Source organism: Helicobacter sp. 13S00477-4 (assembly GCF_002272785.1).
Taxonomy (GTDB): Bacteria; Campylobacterota; Campylobacteria; order Campylobacterales; family Helicobacteraceae; genus Helicobacter_J.
In genome coordinates this window covers 57048-73870 of sequence record NZ_MLAS01000008.1, presented here as the reverse complement: position 1 = coordinate 73870, position 16823 = coordinate 57048, and the positions used below count along the sequence as shown (strand labels likewise).

The window sequence follows — 16823 nt, the reverse complement described above, 5'->3', positions numbered from 1 at the left end:
CCATCGTTCTTAGTTAGGATTTGGTAAGCTCTCAATATAAAGACTTTGGCTAGGAAATGCAAAACTCAATCCATTAGATTCTATGATCTTCATCATCTCAAGCATTACTTCTTCTTTGACTTTTAAAAACTCCCCCCACGCTACCGTTTTACTAAAGCAATAAATCAAAAGATTGATTGAACTTGGAGCAAACTCATCAATAAAGACAAAAAGGGTATTTTTATAACCCATATAATCATCTATTGAAATAATATCCTTCTTAAAAACCACTTGATAATCAATATTCTCCTTTTCATCACTATCTTTTGATATGTTAGGATTGTTATTGAGCATTTCGCGGATTTGTTGTACGCACTTTTGTAGGGCTTCCCTGCTTGAACCATAAGTCAGTCCTAAACTCATTTTGATACGTCTACCCACTTTACGACGATTCCAATTTCGTATGGATTTGTTTGCCAATTCAGAATTAGGCACAAACAACAAAGCATTATCAAAAGTCCTCACAGTCGTACGCCTAAGTCCCATTTCTACTACCGTTCCTTCAATATCTCCACAAACAATCCAATCCCCTTGCGAAAAAGAATTATCAAAGAGCAACATCACTGAAGCAAAAAAGTTTGCTAACATATCTTTGACTGCTAAAGCCACAGCCAAACCTCCAATACCCAGTGAAGCAATAATAGCAGAGATATTAAATCCTAAATGTTTCAAAATAATGAGTAATGCTAATACAACAACAATAAAATAAACAATTTTCAGAATCAAATTTATAACTTCTTTGCGAAATCCATCTGAACTTTTTTGTGCAATTATAGTGATAAATGCCGTACCATATCCTTTCAATAAAGAAATAATAAACCAAGCTATAAAAATGATATATGCAACTCCAAACCAAACCTCAATCTTTTGAGTAGGTAAATTTGGATAATACAAAATGTCCAAAGAAATATCAAAACTCCAAAGTAGCAAAAACCACGAAATTGGAGTTGTAATATCATCACGGATTTTGTTTTGCACTTGAGCATTATGGCGAGTGAATTTAACAAAAAATTCAACCAACTTCATCACTACCCTAGCTATGATTTTCCTACATCCTAATAAAATAATCAATGTAATGAATGATAATATTACCTTGGCAATACCTAAATTGTTTGTATTTAAAGGAATGATTTCATCTATTTTTTCCAACATCCATTCCATGCCAATATTCATTATTGCACTTTGGGGTAGGATAACTTGAGAATTTTGTTCAATATAATTTAAGATTTCTTTATAAGTTTGCAATTTAATATGGTATTCTTTCCAACTATTTTCAAGGATATTTTTTTGAGTTTCTTTGAGTTCTTTAGGTGCTAGATATTTTTCCCTTTCTTTTTTATCAAACTGCAATATATAAGGTGAAATAATCTTTACTACATCATTTTTTTGGCTAAAAAAATCAATTTTCTTGCGTAATTTTTCAATTAATTCATACATATTTTGATCCAATCGCAATGAATCTAAAGAAATCTGATTGAGTGCAAAAGAATAAACATCATTTTTTTGAGCTGCTATTTGTAAATTCAACTTAATTTTTTCTTGTTCAGATTTATTTTGTTTTATATCAATACCAATTTTTTCTTTATGACTGATAGCTTTTGAAGTAAACTCATGCATCAATTCATTTTTTTGCTCTGCATATAAAGTTGCTTCTTGCATCTTTTGTGGATCTTTATTGTAAGTATCAATTGCTTGATTGATCCTATCAATCTGATTGAGTATTACATATAAATCTACAAAATCTTCACCATCTACTGCCTTCAAACTACTAGGTGTCCAAAAAGCTAAAACTATTAACACCAAATTAAAAAATATTTTTTTCATCAATCCTCTTTCAATACATACTTTTTAAACAATTCGCCACGTTCTTTATAAGAATTAAACTGATCCAAACTAGCAGCTGCTGGTGAAAGCAACCCAACACCATAAGAATCTAAAAACCCTTTGATTTTACCCACTGCTACCTCTAATTGCTCGCATTCAAAGGCTTCTATTCTATACTTATACGCCAAATCAAGCAAATGTTTTGCATTCCTACCGATTACAAAAATCTTAACATCAAAATTTTTAGCAAGATTAAATATAGGATTTTGATCCATCCCCTTATCATCACCCCCCAAAATCAAAAATATCTTTTTATCTTTATAACGTTTCAAAGCTTCTAAAGTTGCGTCTACATTTGTTCCTTTACTGTCATCTACCCAAAGATTGCCTTTTTTATCTCTGAATTCTTCAAGACGATGTTTACCTACTTTAAAAATATTCAATAAATCAATATCTACATAATTATATAAAATTTTTGTAGCATATAAAGCCAAAAGTGCATCAAGCAAAAAAGGTTCTTTAAAAACTATTTCTTGTTTTTGTATTCCAATAGCAGTAGCTAAATCGTCTGAATCTTGATAAAAAAATGCTTTTCCATTAAAACTTAATACCTCTGACCTATGCTCAAATATTTTGGGAATAATCGCAAAAGAATCTTTCTTCATTAATTTCAAAGGCTTAAGCTTATCGCTCAAATAAGCTTCAAATCCTCCGTGCCAAAGGATATGATCTTCTTTTACTGGCAAAAGCAAGTATAGTTTTGGACTAGCTTTTTTCAAATAGTGCATAGTAAAAGAACTTGTCTCAAGTATCCATAATTTAGCTTTTTGCATATACAATTCTGCAAGGGTTGTGCCTATATTACCACCGCTGCAAGCTCCATAAGCAGAAAGCAAAAATGTAAGCATTTCTGTGGTAGTTGTTTTACCATTAGTGCCACTTATCCAAATTGTTTGAGGAGCATAAGTTTCATCAAAAAGATCATAAAAATAATCATATTCTCCGATAAGATGCCTAGCCTTTTGGACTAAGGGATGGTGAGGAGGTATACCTGGACTTATAATCTCAAGAGAAGAATTTTTAGCATCAAACATATCAGTTGGCAAGAATATATTATTGTTTTCATTTTCAGTCTCATCATGCAAATGCTCTAAAAATTGATCATCAAAAATATTGCATTCTATCCCCTGCTTATTAAGATATTTAACCATTTGTTTCATCGTAACACCATAACCAAAAATAGAAACTTGATTCATTCCTTACCTTATTTTCAAACTCATCAAAGCAATGATATTGCTTAAAATCGCTATGATCCAAAACCTAACAATAATTTTATTTTCTGCCCAACCCTTCACTTCAAAATGATGATGGATAGGTGCCATCAAAAAAATCTTTTTTTTTCGTGTCTTATAACTACCTATTTGCAGGATAACCGACAAAGTTTCCAAAACAAAAATCGAACCAATCAAAACCAGTAAAATTTCATTATTAGATATGATAGCCATATAAGCAATAAATCCCCCTACTCCTAAACTACCACTATCCCCCATAAATACCTGTGCAGGATGACAGTTATACCACAAAAATCCAAAAAGAGAACCAATAAGTGCTGTAGAAACAACAAACATTTCACCTGCATCAACTACACGTGGCCATAAAAGATATCTTGAAAATTCTGCATTGCCAGCAATATAAACAAACACCGACAAAGATATTAAAGCACAAATACTAGGTACAGTAGCTAAACCATCAAGCCCATCAGTAATATTTACGGCATTAGTTGTAGCTAAAAATACCAATGTCCAAAAAGCAATGCTTACTCCTGGATAATTGCCCAAATAAAACAAAGGTTTTTTCATAAAAGGTACGTAAAGGCTTGAATCAAGCCCATTTACACTCAAAGAAGTCGATACTCCAACTGCTACAATAAAAAGAAGGAAAAATTTTACACTCGCACTCATCCCACTATTTTTTTTTGCAACAATCTTAATATAATCATCTCTAGCACCTATCAATCCAAAAGCCACCAGGACAATCAAACCTAAAATCACATAAGTATTATCTAGCTTCACACTTAAAACAGAAGCAACCACAGCAGTAAAAATAAAAATAATTCCACCCATTGTAGGGGTATTAACCTTATTTTGATGGGCAGGTACAAAATTTGATATAGGCTGATTTGCTTTCTTGGATTTTGCCCATTTGATAAAAATAGGCATTATAAAAGCACACAAAACAAAAGCGACGAAAAAACTTACTCCTGCCCTAAAAGTAAGATACTGAAACACATTGATACCCCAATGTGAATAAAAATAATATAGCATAAACATCCTTGATGATTTTGATATGCAATTATAAAGTTTTCTTAGCAGATTTTGCCAAGAATCATTTCAATTTGAAATAAAATCCTATACTCAAGCAAATTTTAAGAAAATAAAAGATAGACTTTAACCCAATTCGCTTAGAATAGACCAAATAAAGTAATTAAAGTTTTCTCATTTTTTCATTGATTAAACTTTAAAGTAATTTATTAAGTCTTTTTAATATTATGGAGTCTCAAATGATGATTTTTATTTGCATAACTTATCATTGTAGTAAAAAAATACACTCCACTCTCCTCCTGCGTCTTCATTAATCTTATATAAAACCAGCCGCATTACAATTAAGTTGATTACAGAAACAAATTAAAGTTTGATAAACAAAAAGGATTATTTAAATGTCTGATTTCATTAAAATTTTTGACACAACCTTAAGAGATGGTGAACAAAGTCCAGGTGCTTCAATGAATATTGAAGAAAAAATAAAAATAGCCAAACAACTTGAAAAACTAGGTGTAGATATAATTGAAGCAGGCTTTGCAGCTTCAAGTCCAGGTGATTTTGAAGCAATTCAAAGGATCGCACAAGTAGTAAAATCTAGCACAATATGTTCTTTATGTCGTGCTGTAGAAAAAGATATTTTATCTGCTTATAATGCATTGAAAAATGCCAATTCTAAACGTATCCATATATTTATCGCCACTTCACCTATCCATATGGAATACAAACTAAAATTAAAACCTGATGAAGTCATCAAAAGAGCTGTAAGTGCTGTAGAATATGGAAAAAGCTTAGTCGATGATATTCAATTCAGTTGTGAAGATGCTTGTAGGAGTGATATAGGGTTTTTGAAAGAGATTTCAAAAGCTGTAATAAATGCTGGGGCAACCACATTAAATTTACCAGATACTGTAGGCTATATACTTCCAAACGAAATGGGTAAAATCATTGCAGAACTTAGAGAATTTATAGGGACTCAAGCAACTTTGTCTGTCCATTGTCACAATGATTTAGGTTTAGCAGTCATTAATTCTATCTACGGTATAGAAAATGGAGCTAGACAAGTTGAATGTACCATCAATGGACTTGGTGAAAGGGCTGGAAATACAGCACTTGAAGAAGTAGTAATGATACTCAAAACTAGAAAAGAACTTTTTAAAAACTTGCAAACCAAAATCAAAACTCAAGAAATATATGCCTCATCAAAACTAGTTGCCGATATTACAGGCATCAGACCTCAACCCAATAAAGCCATTGTGGGGCAAAATGCCTTTGCACACGAAAGTGGTATCCATCAAGATGGGATACTCAAAAACCGCCAAACCTATGAAATTATTAATCCTGAAGATATTGGTATTATTCAAACTAACACACTTGTGCTTGGGAAACATTCAGGTAGAGCAGGATTCAAAGATAAAATTCTTTCTATGGGCTTTAATAATGTAAATGAAAAAGAACTTAACGGAGCATTTGAAAGATTCAAAATCATTTGTGATAGCAAAAAAGAAGTCTTTGATGAAGATATTCGAGCTATCCTTAATGAAGAAACAACCCATATCCCTCAAGTTTTTAGTCTTGAACTCACACAGATAAGTGCAAATTCATCAGGAAAATACTGTGCAGCCTTGAGCATTAAAAAAGATGGGGTTGAATATAGCGATTGTGCTTTAGGAAATGGGAGTGTAGATAGTATTTTAAAAAGTATTGATAGGATCAGTGGCATTAATGGGAAACTAAAAGACTATCGCGTAGAAGCAGTCAGTGGCGGGAAGGATGCTTTAGCAAAAGTAGTAGTAAAAGTAGAATTTGAAGAGGGGAAACCTGCAATTATTGGGCATGGGATAGATATTGATACTATGAATGCAACAGCTAAAGCATATATATCAGCATTGAATAGTTATTTGAGTATGAAAGATCTAATGATAGATAAAATAAACACTATAAAAATTTAAAGAAAAATAATGAAAACACAAAAATTTTATATTGAAGGAATGACTTGCACGGCTTGCTCAACTGGAATTGAACGGTCATTAAAAAGAAAAGATTATGTATCTACCATTGAGGTGAATTTATTATCAAAAAGTGCAAAGATAACCTATGATGAGCAAAAAGCTAGGTTAGAGGATATTTTTTCACTCATAAAAAAGCTAGGCTATACCCCTAGCTTAGAAATCAAACAAGATGAAGATAAAAAATTATTAACTCCAAAAATAAAAATGATTTTAGCCATTATCTTTACAATTGGTACACTTTATTTATCAATGTTTGGAATGTTTTTAGAACCATTGGTTCCAAATTTTTTACTTCAAACCAAAACCAATGCTGCCCTACAGCTCCTTTTTACTTTAGTGGTTATGCATATGGGACGAGACTTTTATTTTCGTGGTATAGGAACGCTCATTCAAGGCAATCCAAATATGGACACACTCATAGCCATAGGAACAGGGAGTGCTTTTCTTTATAGTTTATATTTGATTGTAAAAATCTTTATGGGATTTGAAGTTGAAGGACTTTACCTTGAAAGTGTGTGTGTGATTATTGTTTTTGTTTTGATTGGGAAAATGGTTGAGAACAAATCAAAGCTCCAAGCCACCGATGCAATAAAAAGACTGATGTCCCATACGAGCAAAACAGCCTTAAAAATAGAAGATAAAAAAGAAATTGAAATCAACATTGATGCAATCGCAATTAATGACATCATCAAAATCCTTCCAGGTAGTCATATTCCCATTGATGGAGTGATTGTAAAAGGTGAGTCCAATATTGATGAATCAATGCTTTCAGGTGAACCATTACCAGTGTTTAAAACACTCAATCAAGAAGTCTATTCAGGCACTATCAATACCGATAGAGCTTTTTTAATACGTGCAACCAAATCCAGTAAAGACAGCACATTAAATCAAATCATTGATTTAATAAAAAATGCACAAGAAAGCAAAGCTCCGATTGCTCGAATTGCTGATAAAGTTTCAGGGATTTTCGTTCCTATTGTCATATTGATTGCGATTTTAGCAGGTATTTTTTGGTGGGTGCAACATGATTTTGCCTTTGGTTTAGAAATTTTTGTTTCCGTATTGGTTATCTCTTGCCCTTGTGCATTAGGTCTAGCTACACCAATGTCAATCATGATAGGTGGAGGGAGAGCTGCTTATGGAGGAATATTTTTTAAAAATGCAAAATCCTTAGAAAATGCTCAAAAAACAACAGTCATTGTTTTTGATAAAACTGGAACACTCAGCATAGGTAAACCAACCATTCAGGAAATACTAGTTTTAGATTCTACCACCAATCAAGAAGAAATCATAGCATTAGCCGCTGGCATAGAGTTAGGAAGTGAACATTTAATTGGAAAATCAATTATTTCCTATGCCAAAGAACACAATATTACACCAAAAAAAGCTAAAAATTTTAAAACAAAATCTGGTTATGGTATCAGTGCAATCATTGAAGAAAAAACTATCAAAATAGGAAATTTAGAAAGTTTCAACATTAAAGAATCAAAAATGCCTCTAAAAGATAATGCTATTATTGTTTTTATAGGCATAGAAGGTCAAGATAAAGATAAAATCCTAGGAGCATTTATCCTGGAAGATAAACTTAAAGCCAATGCTGCTGATTCTATAGCTTCTTTAAAAAGTATGGGCATAAAAACTATTTTGTTGAGTGGTGATAATGCTTCAAATGTTGAAGCTGTTGCTAAAGAACTCAAAATCAATGAAGCTATTGCAGGAGCAAAACCTGATGATAAACTCAAAAAAATACAATCATTAAAAGATAAAGGCGAAACCGTAATGATGGTCGGAGATGGTCTTAATGATGCACCTGCATTAGCACTTGCTGATGTTTCTTTGGCTATGGGAAAAGGAAGTGATGTAAGTATCCAAGCTGCGGATATTATAGCTTTCAGCGATGATACAAAATCTGTCATTAATGCAATTTCTCTAAGCAATGCAACAATAAAAAATATCAAAGAAAATCTATTTTGGGCTTTTTGCTATAATGTCATTTTTATACCTTTGGCTTGTGGAATTGCGTATAAAGCAGGAATTTTACTCAACCCAATGATAGCTTCTTTGGCAATGAGCCTAAGCAGTGTTAGTGTCGTATTGAATGCCCAGAGATTAAGAAGATTTAAATTTAAGGAGTAAATCATGAAAAAAGAATTTCAAGTGCCAGGAATAACTTGCCAACATTGTGTAGATAAAATAGAAAAATTTGTTGGCGAAATAGAAGGTGTGAATCAAATCAATATAGATTTGAACAAAAAAATTGTATCTGTAGAATTTAATCCTCCTGCAGATGAAAAAAATATCAGTGAGGCTATTTTAGATGCAGGGTATGAAGTGAATGAATGAAAAGATTTTATAAAAGATTCTACCCATATCTAAAAAAATATTATTTTTATTTTTTTATTGCCCTATTGGCAACAATATTGACTGCTGCATGTACGGCATGGGGAACTTATTTAGTTAAACCTGTCTTGGATGATATTTTCATCAAAAAAGATGATAAGATGCTTCTAATCCTTCCATTCCTCGTCATTGCTGCATATTTTGGAAAAAGTCTTGGAATGTATGTGCAAACTTACTTTATGAGTTACATTGGATTAGATATTATCAGAAAAATCCGCGATAGAATGCTTGGACATCTCTTAGAAATGGAACTGGGTTTTTTCAATAAAATGCGCAGTGGTGAGCTTATCGCAAGGATAACCAACGATATTGGCTTGATACGTTCTAGTGTGTCTAATTATCTAGCAGAATTTGTACGCGAATCCCTTACCGTGATAGGTCTGATTGGTGTAGTCATTTATCAAAGCCCAAAACTTGCAATTGTTGGGCTTATAATAATGCCATTGGCTATCTACCCAATGAGTCGCATCATCAAAAGAATCAAAAAAATATCACGACTCAATCAAGAAAAAAATTCTGATATCACAGCCAAGCTTTCTGAAATATTCAATAATATTGAAATCATTAAAGCTGGAAATGGCGAAAAACCTGAAAAAGAAATTTTCTCACAAGAAAATCATAGGTTTTTTAAACTCGGATTAAAAGGAACATTAATAGGGCAATTATCCTCTCCTTTAATGGAATTTTTAGGCTCCATTGCCATTGCTATTGTGATTTATCTAGGTGGAAGTGAAGTAATAGCTGGAAAACTAAGTCCTGGAGAATTTTTCTCTTTTATTACTGCACTCTTTATGCTATATACTCCGTTCAAACGTCTCGTAAATATAGCCTCTTCTTGGCAAGAAGCTATTGTAGCTGGGGATAGGATTTTTGAAATCTTAGACAGAAAACCCCAAATTAAGGATGGCAACAAAACCTTAAATCCACCCATTCAAAAAATCAGTATTGAAAATGTCTACCTCAACTATGACAACACAGAAGCACTTAAAGGGATTTCTCTTGAGATTGTCAAAAATCAAATTATTGCTTTTGTAGGGAAAAGTGGTAGTGGTAAAAGCTCTCTAGTGAATCTTATCTTAAGACTTTATGATTGCTCACAAGGGAATGTAAAAATCAATGATAAGTCTATCAATGACTATACTCAAAAAAGTATTCGTGATAATATTGCCATTGTTACCCAGAGGATTTTTATTTTCAATGATAGTATTGCAGCAAATGTAGCTTATGGAAATAGTATTGATGAAAAAAAAGTCATTGAAAGCCTTAAAAAATCTCACATTTGGGATTTTGTATCCACTCTACCTGAAGGGATACACACAATTTTAGACGAATTTGGAACTAATCTTAGTGGTGGACAGAGACAAAGGATTGCAATAGCTAGAGCTATTTACAAAAATCCTGAAGTTCTTATTTTAGACGAAGCAACATCTGCACTTGATTCCAAGACTGAGGAAGCCATCAAAGAAACGATTTTACACATGTGTAAAAATAAAATCATCATTTTAATAGCACATCGACCTAGCACTATTGAACTAGCTGACAAAGTCTATCATTTTGAAAATGGAAAAATCATCAGCATAACTTAGATTTTACATATCAAAAATCTAAATACGAAAAAAGGATTAACAATGAGATTGAAATTAATATTTCTTTTTTTATTTAATTTGAGTTTTTTGGATGCAAATATTTTAGGTATCTCTCAAGATGATATTAAAGAAACCTATAATAAATATCTTATATACAGTAATTTTTATACAACAATTGATAGTGAAATAAGGATATATTTGATTTATGACACAAAAAGGAATTTTCCAGATATTCCAGATGATGTTTTATTGATCGCACTCAATGAATTTTTCAAAAAAAATATCCCAGTTTTTCGAAAGCCTTTGATAGAAAGAGTCATTGAATTTTATAAAAAATACTATAGTCTTGAGCAGATAAGGAAAATGATTATTTTTTATGAAACAGAAGCTGGGAATTCGCTTTACAAAGCCAACTATATCAGTGCTAAAAATATGTACAGTGGATTATTTTCTCCTGAAATTATTTTAGACCAGAAAACTCAAAAAATCCTTCCAACCACAAAACTTAAAAAATTTTTTAAATTAAGTAAAATAATTGATGATGTTACAGATAGCTTCAATAATATTTTTGAAGTACAAAAACAATATTTTGATAAAATTGGTCATAAAAAAACAAATGAATTAAAAGAAAAGTTCTTTGAACTGGCTTTAAATCCATATACAGAGATATCTCCTGAAATTTTAGAGCAAATCAATGAGTTTTTAGAAACACAAATAGGCAGAGATATGATTGAAACAGAAAATAAAATTGCTCAAGCATCAAATAGAACAAATGTCTATGATTTTGATGCCTACATAGAAGAAGTTCTCAAAGCATTTGAACAAAAAATTGAAAAAATAAAATATTAAAATTTTTGGTTAGCAACAAAAATCCTATTCTTTTTTAGGGATTTTAATTGTTTATCCAATAGGAATTATTGGATTTTTACCTTCAAGTAGAATTCAAGAAAAAACCATTAAAATAACAAAAATTCCAAAAAGAAAGCCCAAGATGAAATTTTGCCTTACTGCGAATACTTTTGTAATTTCAGATAGTCATTTTGGACATAAATCTGCTTTGCTCAAGCAACCCATACGACAAAAAATTGCTCAACAAAATGGTTTTACCAATTTTGATGCTTGTAGCGTAGAATTATGGAATGCAAAGGTGAGTCAGAATGATTTTGTTTTACATCTTGGCGATTTGTATTTCAAACAAGGATGGAAATACCTTAAACATCTTTCAGGTACAAAAAAACTACTTGTAGGCAATAATGATTTAAAAAAATATACTCGATTGAAAGATTTTGAAGATTGGAGTATTTGTAAAAAAATTAAACTCAAAATTGAAGACAAAAAAAATATCTTAAACAAGCTCAAACAAAAATGGGGTAAAGATAGCCTCAAAGATAAACTCCTCAATACGATTGTAATTGATTTGCTTGGCGAACGTATAATGTTTAGCCATTTTCCAGTAATGGAGAGGAAAAAAAATGATGTTTATGGGTTCACAAGAGATATTCTTGATAGTATATATAAAATATGTGATTGTTCTCTAAATATACATGGACACACTCACTCACGAAATACTCAAAATCCTTTTTGTATCAATGTAAGTGGTGAAAACATTGGCTTTGCACCTTTAAAGATTTGTGATGTCATTGCTATGAAGCCTTGAATATAATTTTCAAACCTTTTTTATCTGCAGTGATTTTAGCAATTCCTCCCATTTTCAAATCACCAAATAATATTTCCTCACTCATTTTGAGTTTAATATCATTATCAATTATTTTGCGAATCTCTCTAGCTCCAAGTGCTTTATCAAAAGTCCTTGAAGCAATATCGCTAAGAGCTTTAGAGTCAATTTTAATTGAGATATTTTTTTCTTTAAGCTGAAAATTTAAATTTTGAATATATTTTTTAGCAATCCTCTCAAAATCACTGATACTAAGTGCAGAAAAATCAATTACTCTATCAAGACGGCTTCGAAACTCTGGGGTAAAAATATTTTTAATAGCATTTTGATGCTTGGTGTCATAATGACTATTAAAGCCAAGTGAATTAGGTTCTACACTACCTGCATTTGAAGTCATTATCAAAATTACATTTTTAAAATCTGCTTTATTGCCAGCATTATCTGTCAAAATCGCATTATCCATAATCTGCAACAATATATTATAAATATCAGAATGGGCTTTTTCAATCTCATCTAACAATAATACACAATGAGGATGTTTTTTAATAGCATCAATGAGTAATCCTCCTTGTTCAAAACCTACATAACCTGCTGGTGCTCCTATGAGTCGCGAAACACTATGTGCCTCCATATACTCACTCATGTCAAATTTTTCAAAATGCAAACCTAATTCTTGTGCAAGTTCTCTGCTCAACTCTGTTTTCCCAACACCACTAGGACCAACAAATAAAAAACTCCCTATAGGACGCTGTGGTACACCTAAACCAGCTTTATTAGTTTTAATGGCTTGCACTAAAGCACCAATAGCTTTGTCTTGAGAGAAAATCTTGGATTTGAGTTTTCTATCAAGTGTTTTTAATAAATCCCGTTCATTGCTACTAATCTGTGTTTTAGGAATATTCACACTTTTTGATATTATATTTTCAATATCTTTTTTATCAATAATTTTATTCTTTTTAACAGGATGGATTTTACGATTAGCTCCAGCCTCATCAAGTAAATCAATAGCCTTATCAGGCAAAAATTTATCATTAATATAACGTTCACACAAATCTACACAAGCCCTCAAAGCTTCTGAAGTATAAGAAACATTATGATACTCTTCATAAATAGGTGCTAAACCTTTAATGATCTCATAGCAAGCATCTAAGCTTGGTTCATTGATTTCAATTTTTCCAAAACGTCTTGAGAGAGCCTTATCTTTATCAAAATAATTTTTATATTCATTGAAAGTTGTTGCCCCAATACACCTGAATGTGCCATTAGCTAATGCAGGTTTGAGTAAATTAGAAGCATCCATACTGCCGCCTGATGTTGCCCCTGCACCCACAATAGTATGGATTTCATCAATAAAAAGTATAGCTCTTGGTATTTGTTCCACTTCTGCTAAAACACCCTTCAATCGTTTTTCAAAATCCCCTCTATATTTAGTACCTGCAATCATTGCACCAATATCAAGGGCAAATATCTGAGAATCATCAAGAGACTGTGGGACTTCTTTATGAGCAATTTTCAAAGCAATACCCTCAGCAATTGCTGTTTTTCCTACACCTGGTTCCCCAACAAGTATAGGATTATTTTTCTTACGACGACACAAGATTTCACTGACACGTTCAATTTCTTTTTCTCTCCCAACGACAGGATCAATTTTCCCTATTTTAGCAAGCTCAACAAGATTTTTAGCATATTGTTTGAGGTAAGTATCAAGCTTTTGAGATTCTGCTTCTTTAGTATCTTCAGTGATATATTCAAGTATGTCTAATCGTGTGATACCTGCTGAGGTCATCAATTTAACAGAATAACTATCTTCTTCTTGAAAAATAAATGAAAGTAAATCACCTACCTCAAGCATTTTTTGATTTGAATTAGTTGCATGTTCAATCATTGAAGTAAATACTCTATCAAGGGCAGGAGTCTGGGAAGGCAAAGAAATTTCTTGATTTTTAGAAACAGAAATATGATTGGCTAAATACACCCGCACAAGCTTTTCCATTTGTACTACATTTAATCCACAATTTTTTAACAATTCTTTGCCCCTCTCATTTTTCAAAATAGCCAAAAATAAATGTTCAATAGTAAGGATTTCATGCTTCATTTCCCTAGCATTTTCAACAGCTTCATTGATAGTTTGAGTGAGATTAGGACTAATGAAATGATTCAAATTTTGCTCCTAATTTAGATCTTGGGTAATGATTTTTAATGGAAAACGATATTTTTGTGCTTTGAGTTTGGCTTGCTTGGCTTTGAATTCTGCAATATCATATGGATATACTCCACATACACCACTACCATTTTTATGGACACTCATCATAATCTCACTGGCTTGATGATAAGACTTACCAAAAATATCCATCAAAATATTAATGACAAAATCCATTGTCGTATAATCATCATTTAGAAGAATTACTTTAGACATTTTAGGCTCTTGAAGTAAAACTTCAAGATGTATTTGAGTATCACTTTCTGCCATATAAAATCCCTGAAATTTTTTCATTAATTTGATTATAATTTTACCAAATTTTATTAACTAAAAAAGGTCTCAATTGAAAACAATATTTATCAGTGCTACCAATACAAACATTGGTAAAACTCATACTTCTTGTATGCTAAGTGATTATCTCAATCAAATAGGGTTAAAAACCCTTATATCCAAACCTATTGAAACAGGCGATAATGGAAAAACTAGACTTGATTGTCAAATACACCTAGAAAAAAATAAAAAAATACACCCAAAACTTACCTTGGAAGATATCAATTTTTATCGTTATAAAATCCCTGCTTCACCTTTTGTGGCACAAATAGATAATCCTAAGGCTCCAAAAATAGATTTTAAATATATTGCTAAAAAAATCTCTGAATTAGAAAATAAATGCGATATTTTACTTGTAGAAGGTGCAGGGGGTTTACTTGTCCCTATTGATTTAGAACATAATATGTTTGATTTGGCAAAATACTTAAATGCTCATCTTCTACTCATCAGTTCAGATAAATTAGGGATGATCAATGACTTGCTTTTGAATAAAGAGTTTTTAAAAACAAAAAATATCACTACAACATATGTCATTAATATGCTTGATGAAAAAAACTATAATAAAATCAGCAAACCATACATAGACCATCTCAATAACATTTCAAAAAATACTATCCATAACCTACAAAAAGATATTTCAAAAATCACTTCAGAAATACTCTTGTTTGCTCAAGACACTCACTTTGAAAATAAATACTTATAAAGCCTCTTTAGTCATTTGATAAAACTCAATCCAAAAAATTATTGCCATTGATTAAGATTAATTATTGAATATTTGTGGAAAGAGAGAAATTTTCAAAAAATTCAAATATTTCAAAATATCACTGGAGTATTTTTAGCTCTGTTTTTGAGATACAATAATAAAATCTAAATAAGAAATTTTAAAGTATTTGAAAGGATAAAGATATGATTACCTTTGAAAACAATCAAAATCAAGTCAGGGATTTTTTTGCTTTTTGTGCTGAAAACGAGGTTGAATTTGTTGATTTTAGATTCACTGACATTAAGGGTGTATGGCACCATATGGCTTATTCTTTTAGTGCTATCAATGAAGAAACATTCCAAAATGGTATACCATTTGATGCTAGCTCTGTGAAAGCTTGGCAACCCATCCAGCATTCCGATATGATTTTATTGCCTGAACCGATAAGATATTTTATCGATCCTTTTACCGCGGATACAACTGCAGTAGTTTTTTGTGATGTTTGGGATATTTATAAAAATCAACCTTATGAAAAGTGTCCTAGAAGTATTGCTAAAAAAGCAGTTTCTCACCTCAAAAAAACAGGAATTGGCGATAATATTTATATAGGAGCAGAAAATGAATTTTTTATCTTTGATTCTATCAAAATCAAAGATACCGTGAATTGTCAATATTATGAAATAGACAGCGAAGAAGGCGAATGGAACCGAGACAAAACCTTTGAAACAGGTATAAATGCAGGCCACCGACCAGGAACTAAAGGAGGATATTTTCCAGTACCACCAGTAGATTCAATGATGGATCTGCGTGCAGAGATTGTAAAAGTCCTTAATCAAGTAGGGTTAGAAACCTTTGTTGTCCACCATGAAGTTGCACAAGGTCAAGGTGAAATTGGTGTCAAGTTTGGAGATCTAGTAGAAGCTGCTGATAATGTCCAAAAGCTCAAATATGTGGTAAAAATGGTTGCTCACCTCAATGGAAAAACAGCAACCTTTATGCCAAAACCTTTATTTGGAGATAATGGGAGTGGTATGCACACTCATGTAAGCATTTGGAAAGATAAAAAAAATCTATTTGGAGGGGATAAATACCAAAATCTAAGCAATGAAGCTTTATACTTTCTAGGTGGTGTACTCAAACATGCAAGGAGTGTAGCTGCCTTTACCAATGCTTCAACCAATTCCTACAAAAGACTTATTCCAGGCTTTGAGGCACCTTCAATCCTAACCTATTCAGCACAAAATAGAAGTGCTAGCGTAAGAATACCTTATGGAATATCAGAAAAAAGTGCTCGATTAGAGTTCCGTTTTCCTGATAGCTCTGCAAATCCATATTTAGCATTTTGTGCAATCCTTATGGCTGGAATTGATGGCATTATCAACCAGATTGATCCGGGCAAACCAATGGATATTGATTTATTTGAACTCACCTTAGATGAAATCAGAGAAAAAGGCATCAAACAAATGCCTCATACACTAAGAACTTCTATTGAAGAAATGCTTTTAGATAGAAAATACCTAAAAGAAGGGGATGTATTTACGGAAGAATTTATTCAAGTTTATAAAAGTTTTAAATTCGAGACAGAAATTTGGCCTTGGGAAGGTCGTCCACATCCATTTGAATTCATCTCTACTTATTCTTGCTAATCTTTTCTCTCTTTATTTCTACCTTTTTTGGTAGATTTTTTAAATTGGCACATTAATTGCTTGTAATTTTAATAAAAATTTCAAAAGGAT

The 16823-nt window shown here is 31.8% G+C and carries 13 protein-coding genes; 8 read left to right on the top strand and 5 right to left on the bottom strand.

Going from position 1 to position 16823, the window contains the following annotated elements; genetic code table 11:
* Nucleotides 1-9: 9 nt before the first annotated feature.
* Genes BKH44_RS05295 through mraY form a run of 3 tightly spaced genes read right to left on the bottom strand, consistent with a single transcriptional unit; the run spans nucleotide 10 to nucleotide 4187 of the window.
* The gene (locus BKH44_RS05295; protein ID WP_095270858.1) at nucleotides 10-1863 is read right to left on the bottom strand and encodes a mechanosensitive ion channel family protein; all 1854 of its coding nucleotides are present in this window, start codon (nucleotides 1861-1863) and stop codon (nucleotides 10-12) included.
* Complete coding sequence (murD, locus tag BKH44_RS05290; RefSeq protein WP_095270855.1) at nucleotides 1863-3119, bottom strand: UDP-N-acetylmuramoyl-L-alanine--D-glutamate ligase; 1257 nt, start codon at nucleotides 3117-3119, stop codon at nucleotides 1863-1865. Before murD ends, BKH44_RS05295 begins: the two co-directional genes overlap by 1 nt.
* A gap of 3 nt (nucleotides 3120-3122) precedes the next feature.
* Nucleotides 3123-4187 (bottom strand): phospho-N-acetylmuramoyl-pentapeptide-transferase, encoded by a 1065-nt coding sequence (gene mraY / locus BKH44_RS05285; RefSeq protein WP_095270852.1) that lies wholly within the window; start codon nucleotides 4185-4187, stop codon nucleotides 3123-3125.
* Nucleotides 4188-4579: 392 nt separating this feature from the next.
* Here mraY and BKH44_RS05280 point away from each other — a divergent pair, with 392 nt between their 5' ends.
* From BKH44_RS05280 to BKH44_RS05255, 6 genes are all read left to right on the top strand, one after another.
* Nucleotides 4580-6133, top strand: a complete 1554-nt coding sequence (locus BKH44_RS05280; protein WP_095270850.1) for a 2-isopropylmalate synthase — start codon at nucleotides 4580-4582, stop codon at nucleotides 6131-6133.
* Nucleotides 6134-6142: 9 nt separating this feature from the next.
* Nucleotides 6143-8329: a heavy metal translocating P-type ATPase gene (locus BKH44_RS05275; RefSeq protein WP_095270847.1), complete on the top strand. Its 2187-nt coding sequence runs from the start codon at nucleotides 6143-6145 to the stop codon at nucleotides 8327-8329.
* Nucleotides 8330-8332: 3 nt separating this feature from the next.
* Nucleotides 8333-8536 carry a copper-binding metallochaperone CopP gene (gene copP / locus BKH44_RS05270; RefSeq protein WP_095270845.1) on the top strand — a complete coding sequence of 68 codons (204 nt, stop codon included), beginning with the start codon at nucleotides 8333-8335 and terminating at the stop codon, nucleotides 8534-8536.
* On the top strand, nucleotides 8533-10179 hold the full coding sequence (locus BKH44_RS05265; RefSeq protein ID WP_095270842.1) for an ABC transporter ATP-binding protein: 1647 nt from the start codon (nucleotides 8533-8535) through the stop codon (nucleotides 10177-10179). The genes copP and BKH44_RS05265 overlap by 4 nt, the downstream gene beginning before the upstream one ends.
* A 42-nt stretch (nucleotides 10180-10221) precedes the next feature.
* Nucleotides 10222-11028: a DUF2059 domain-containing protein gene (locus BKH44_RS05260; protein ID WP_095270840.1), complete on the top strand. Its 807-nt coding sequence runs from the start codon at nucleotides 10222-10224 to the stop codon at nucleotides 11026-11028.
* A gap of 142 nt (nucleotides 11029-11170) precedes the next feature.
* The gene (locus BKH44_RS05255) at nucleotides 11171-11836 is read left to right on the top strand and encodes a metallophosphoesterase (protein WP_095270837.1); all 666 of its coding nucleotides are present in this window, start codon (nucleotides 11171-11173) and stop codon (nucleotides 11834-11836) included.
* Here BKH44_RS05255 and BKH44_RS05250 read toward each other — a convergent pair.
* Nucleotides 11823-14015 (bottom strand): AAA family ATPase, encoded by a 2193-nt coding sequence (locus BKH44_RS05250; protein WP_257842602.1) that lies wholly within the window; start codon nucleotides 14013-14015, stop codon nucleotides 11823-11825. The two genes, BKH44_RS05255 and BKH44_RS05250, sit on opposite strands and share 14 nt — an antisense overlap.
* 9 nt (nucleotides 14016-14024) lie before the next feature.
* On the bottom strand, nucleotides 14025-14324 hold the full coding sequence (locus tag BKH44_RS05245; protein WP_095270834.1) for an ATP-dependent Clp protease adaptor ClpS: 300 nt from the start codon (nucleotides 14322-14324) through the stop codon (nucleotides 14025-14027).
* Between the two features lie 73 nt (nucleotides 14325-14397).
* Here BKH44_RS05245 and bioD point away from each other — a divergent pair, with 73 nt between their 5' ends.
* Nucleotides 14398-15087, top strand: a complete 690-nt coding sequence (gene bioD, locus BKH44_RS05240; RefSeq protein ID WP_095270832.1) for a dethiobiotin synthase — start codon at nucleotides 14398-14400, stop codon at nucleotides 15085-15087.
* Nucleotides 15088-15290: 203 nt separating this feature from the next.
* Entirely contained in the window at nucleotides 15291-16733 is a 1443-nt protein-coding gene (glnA, locus tag BKH44_RS05235) for a type I glutamate--ammonia ligase (RefSeq protein ID WP_095270829.1), read from the top strand.
* Nucleotides 16734-16823 lie beyond the last annotated feature (90 nt).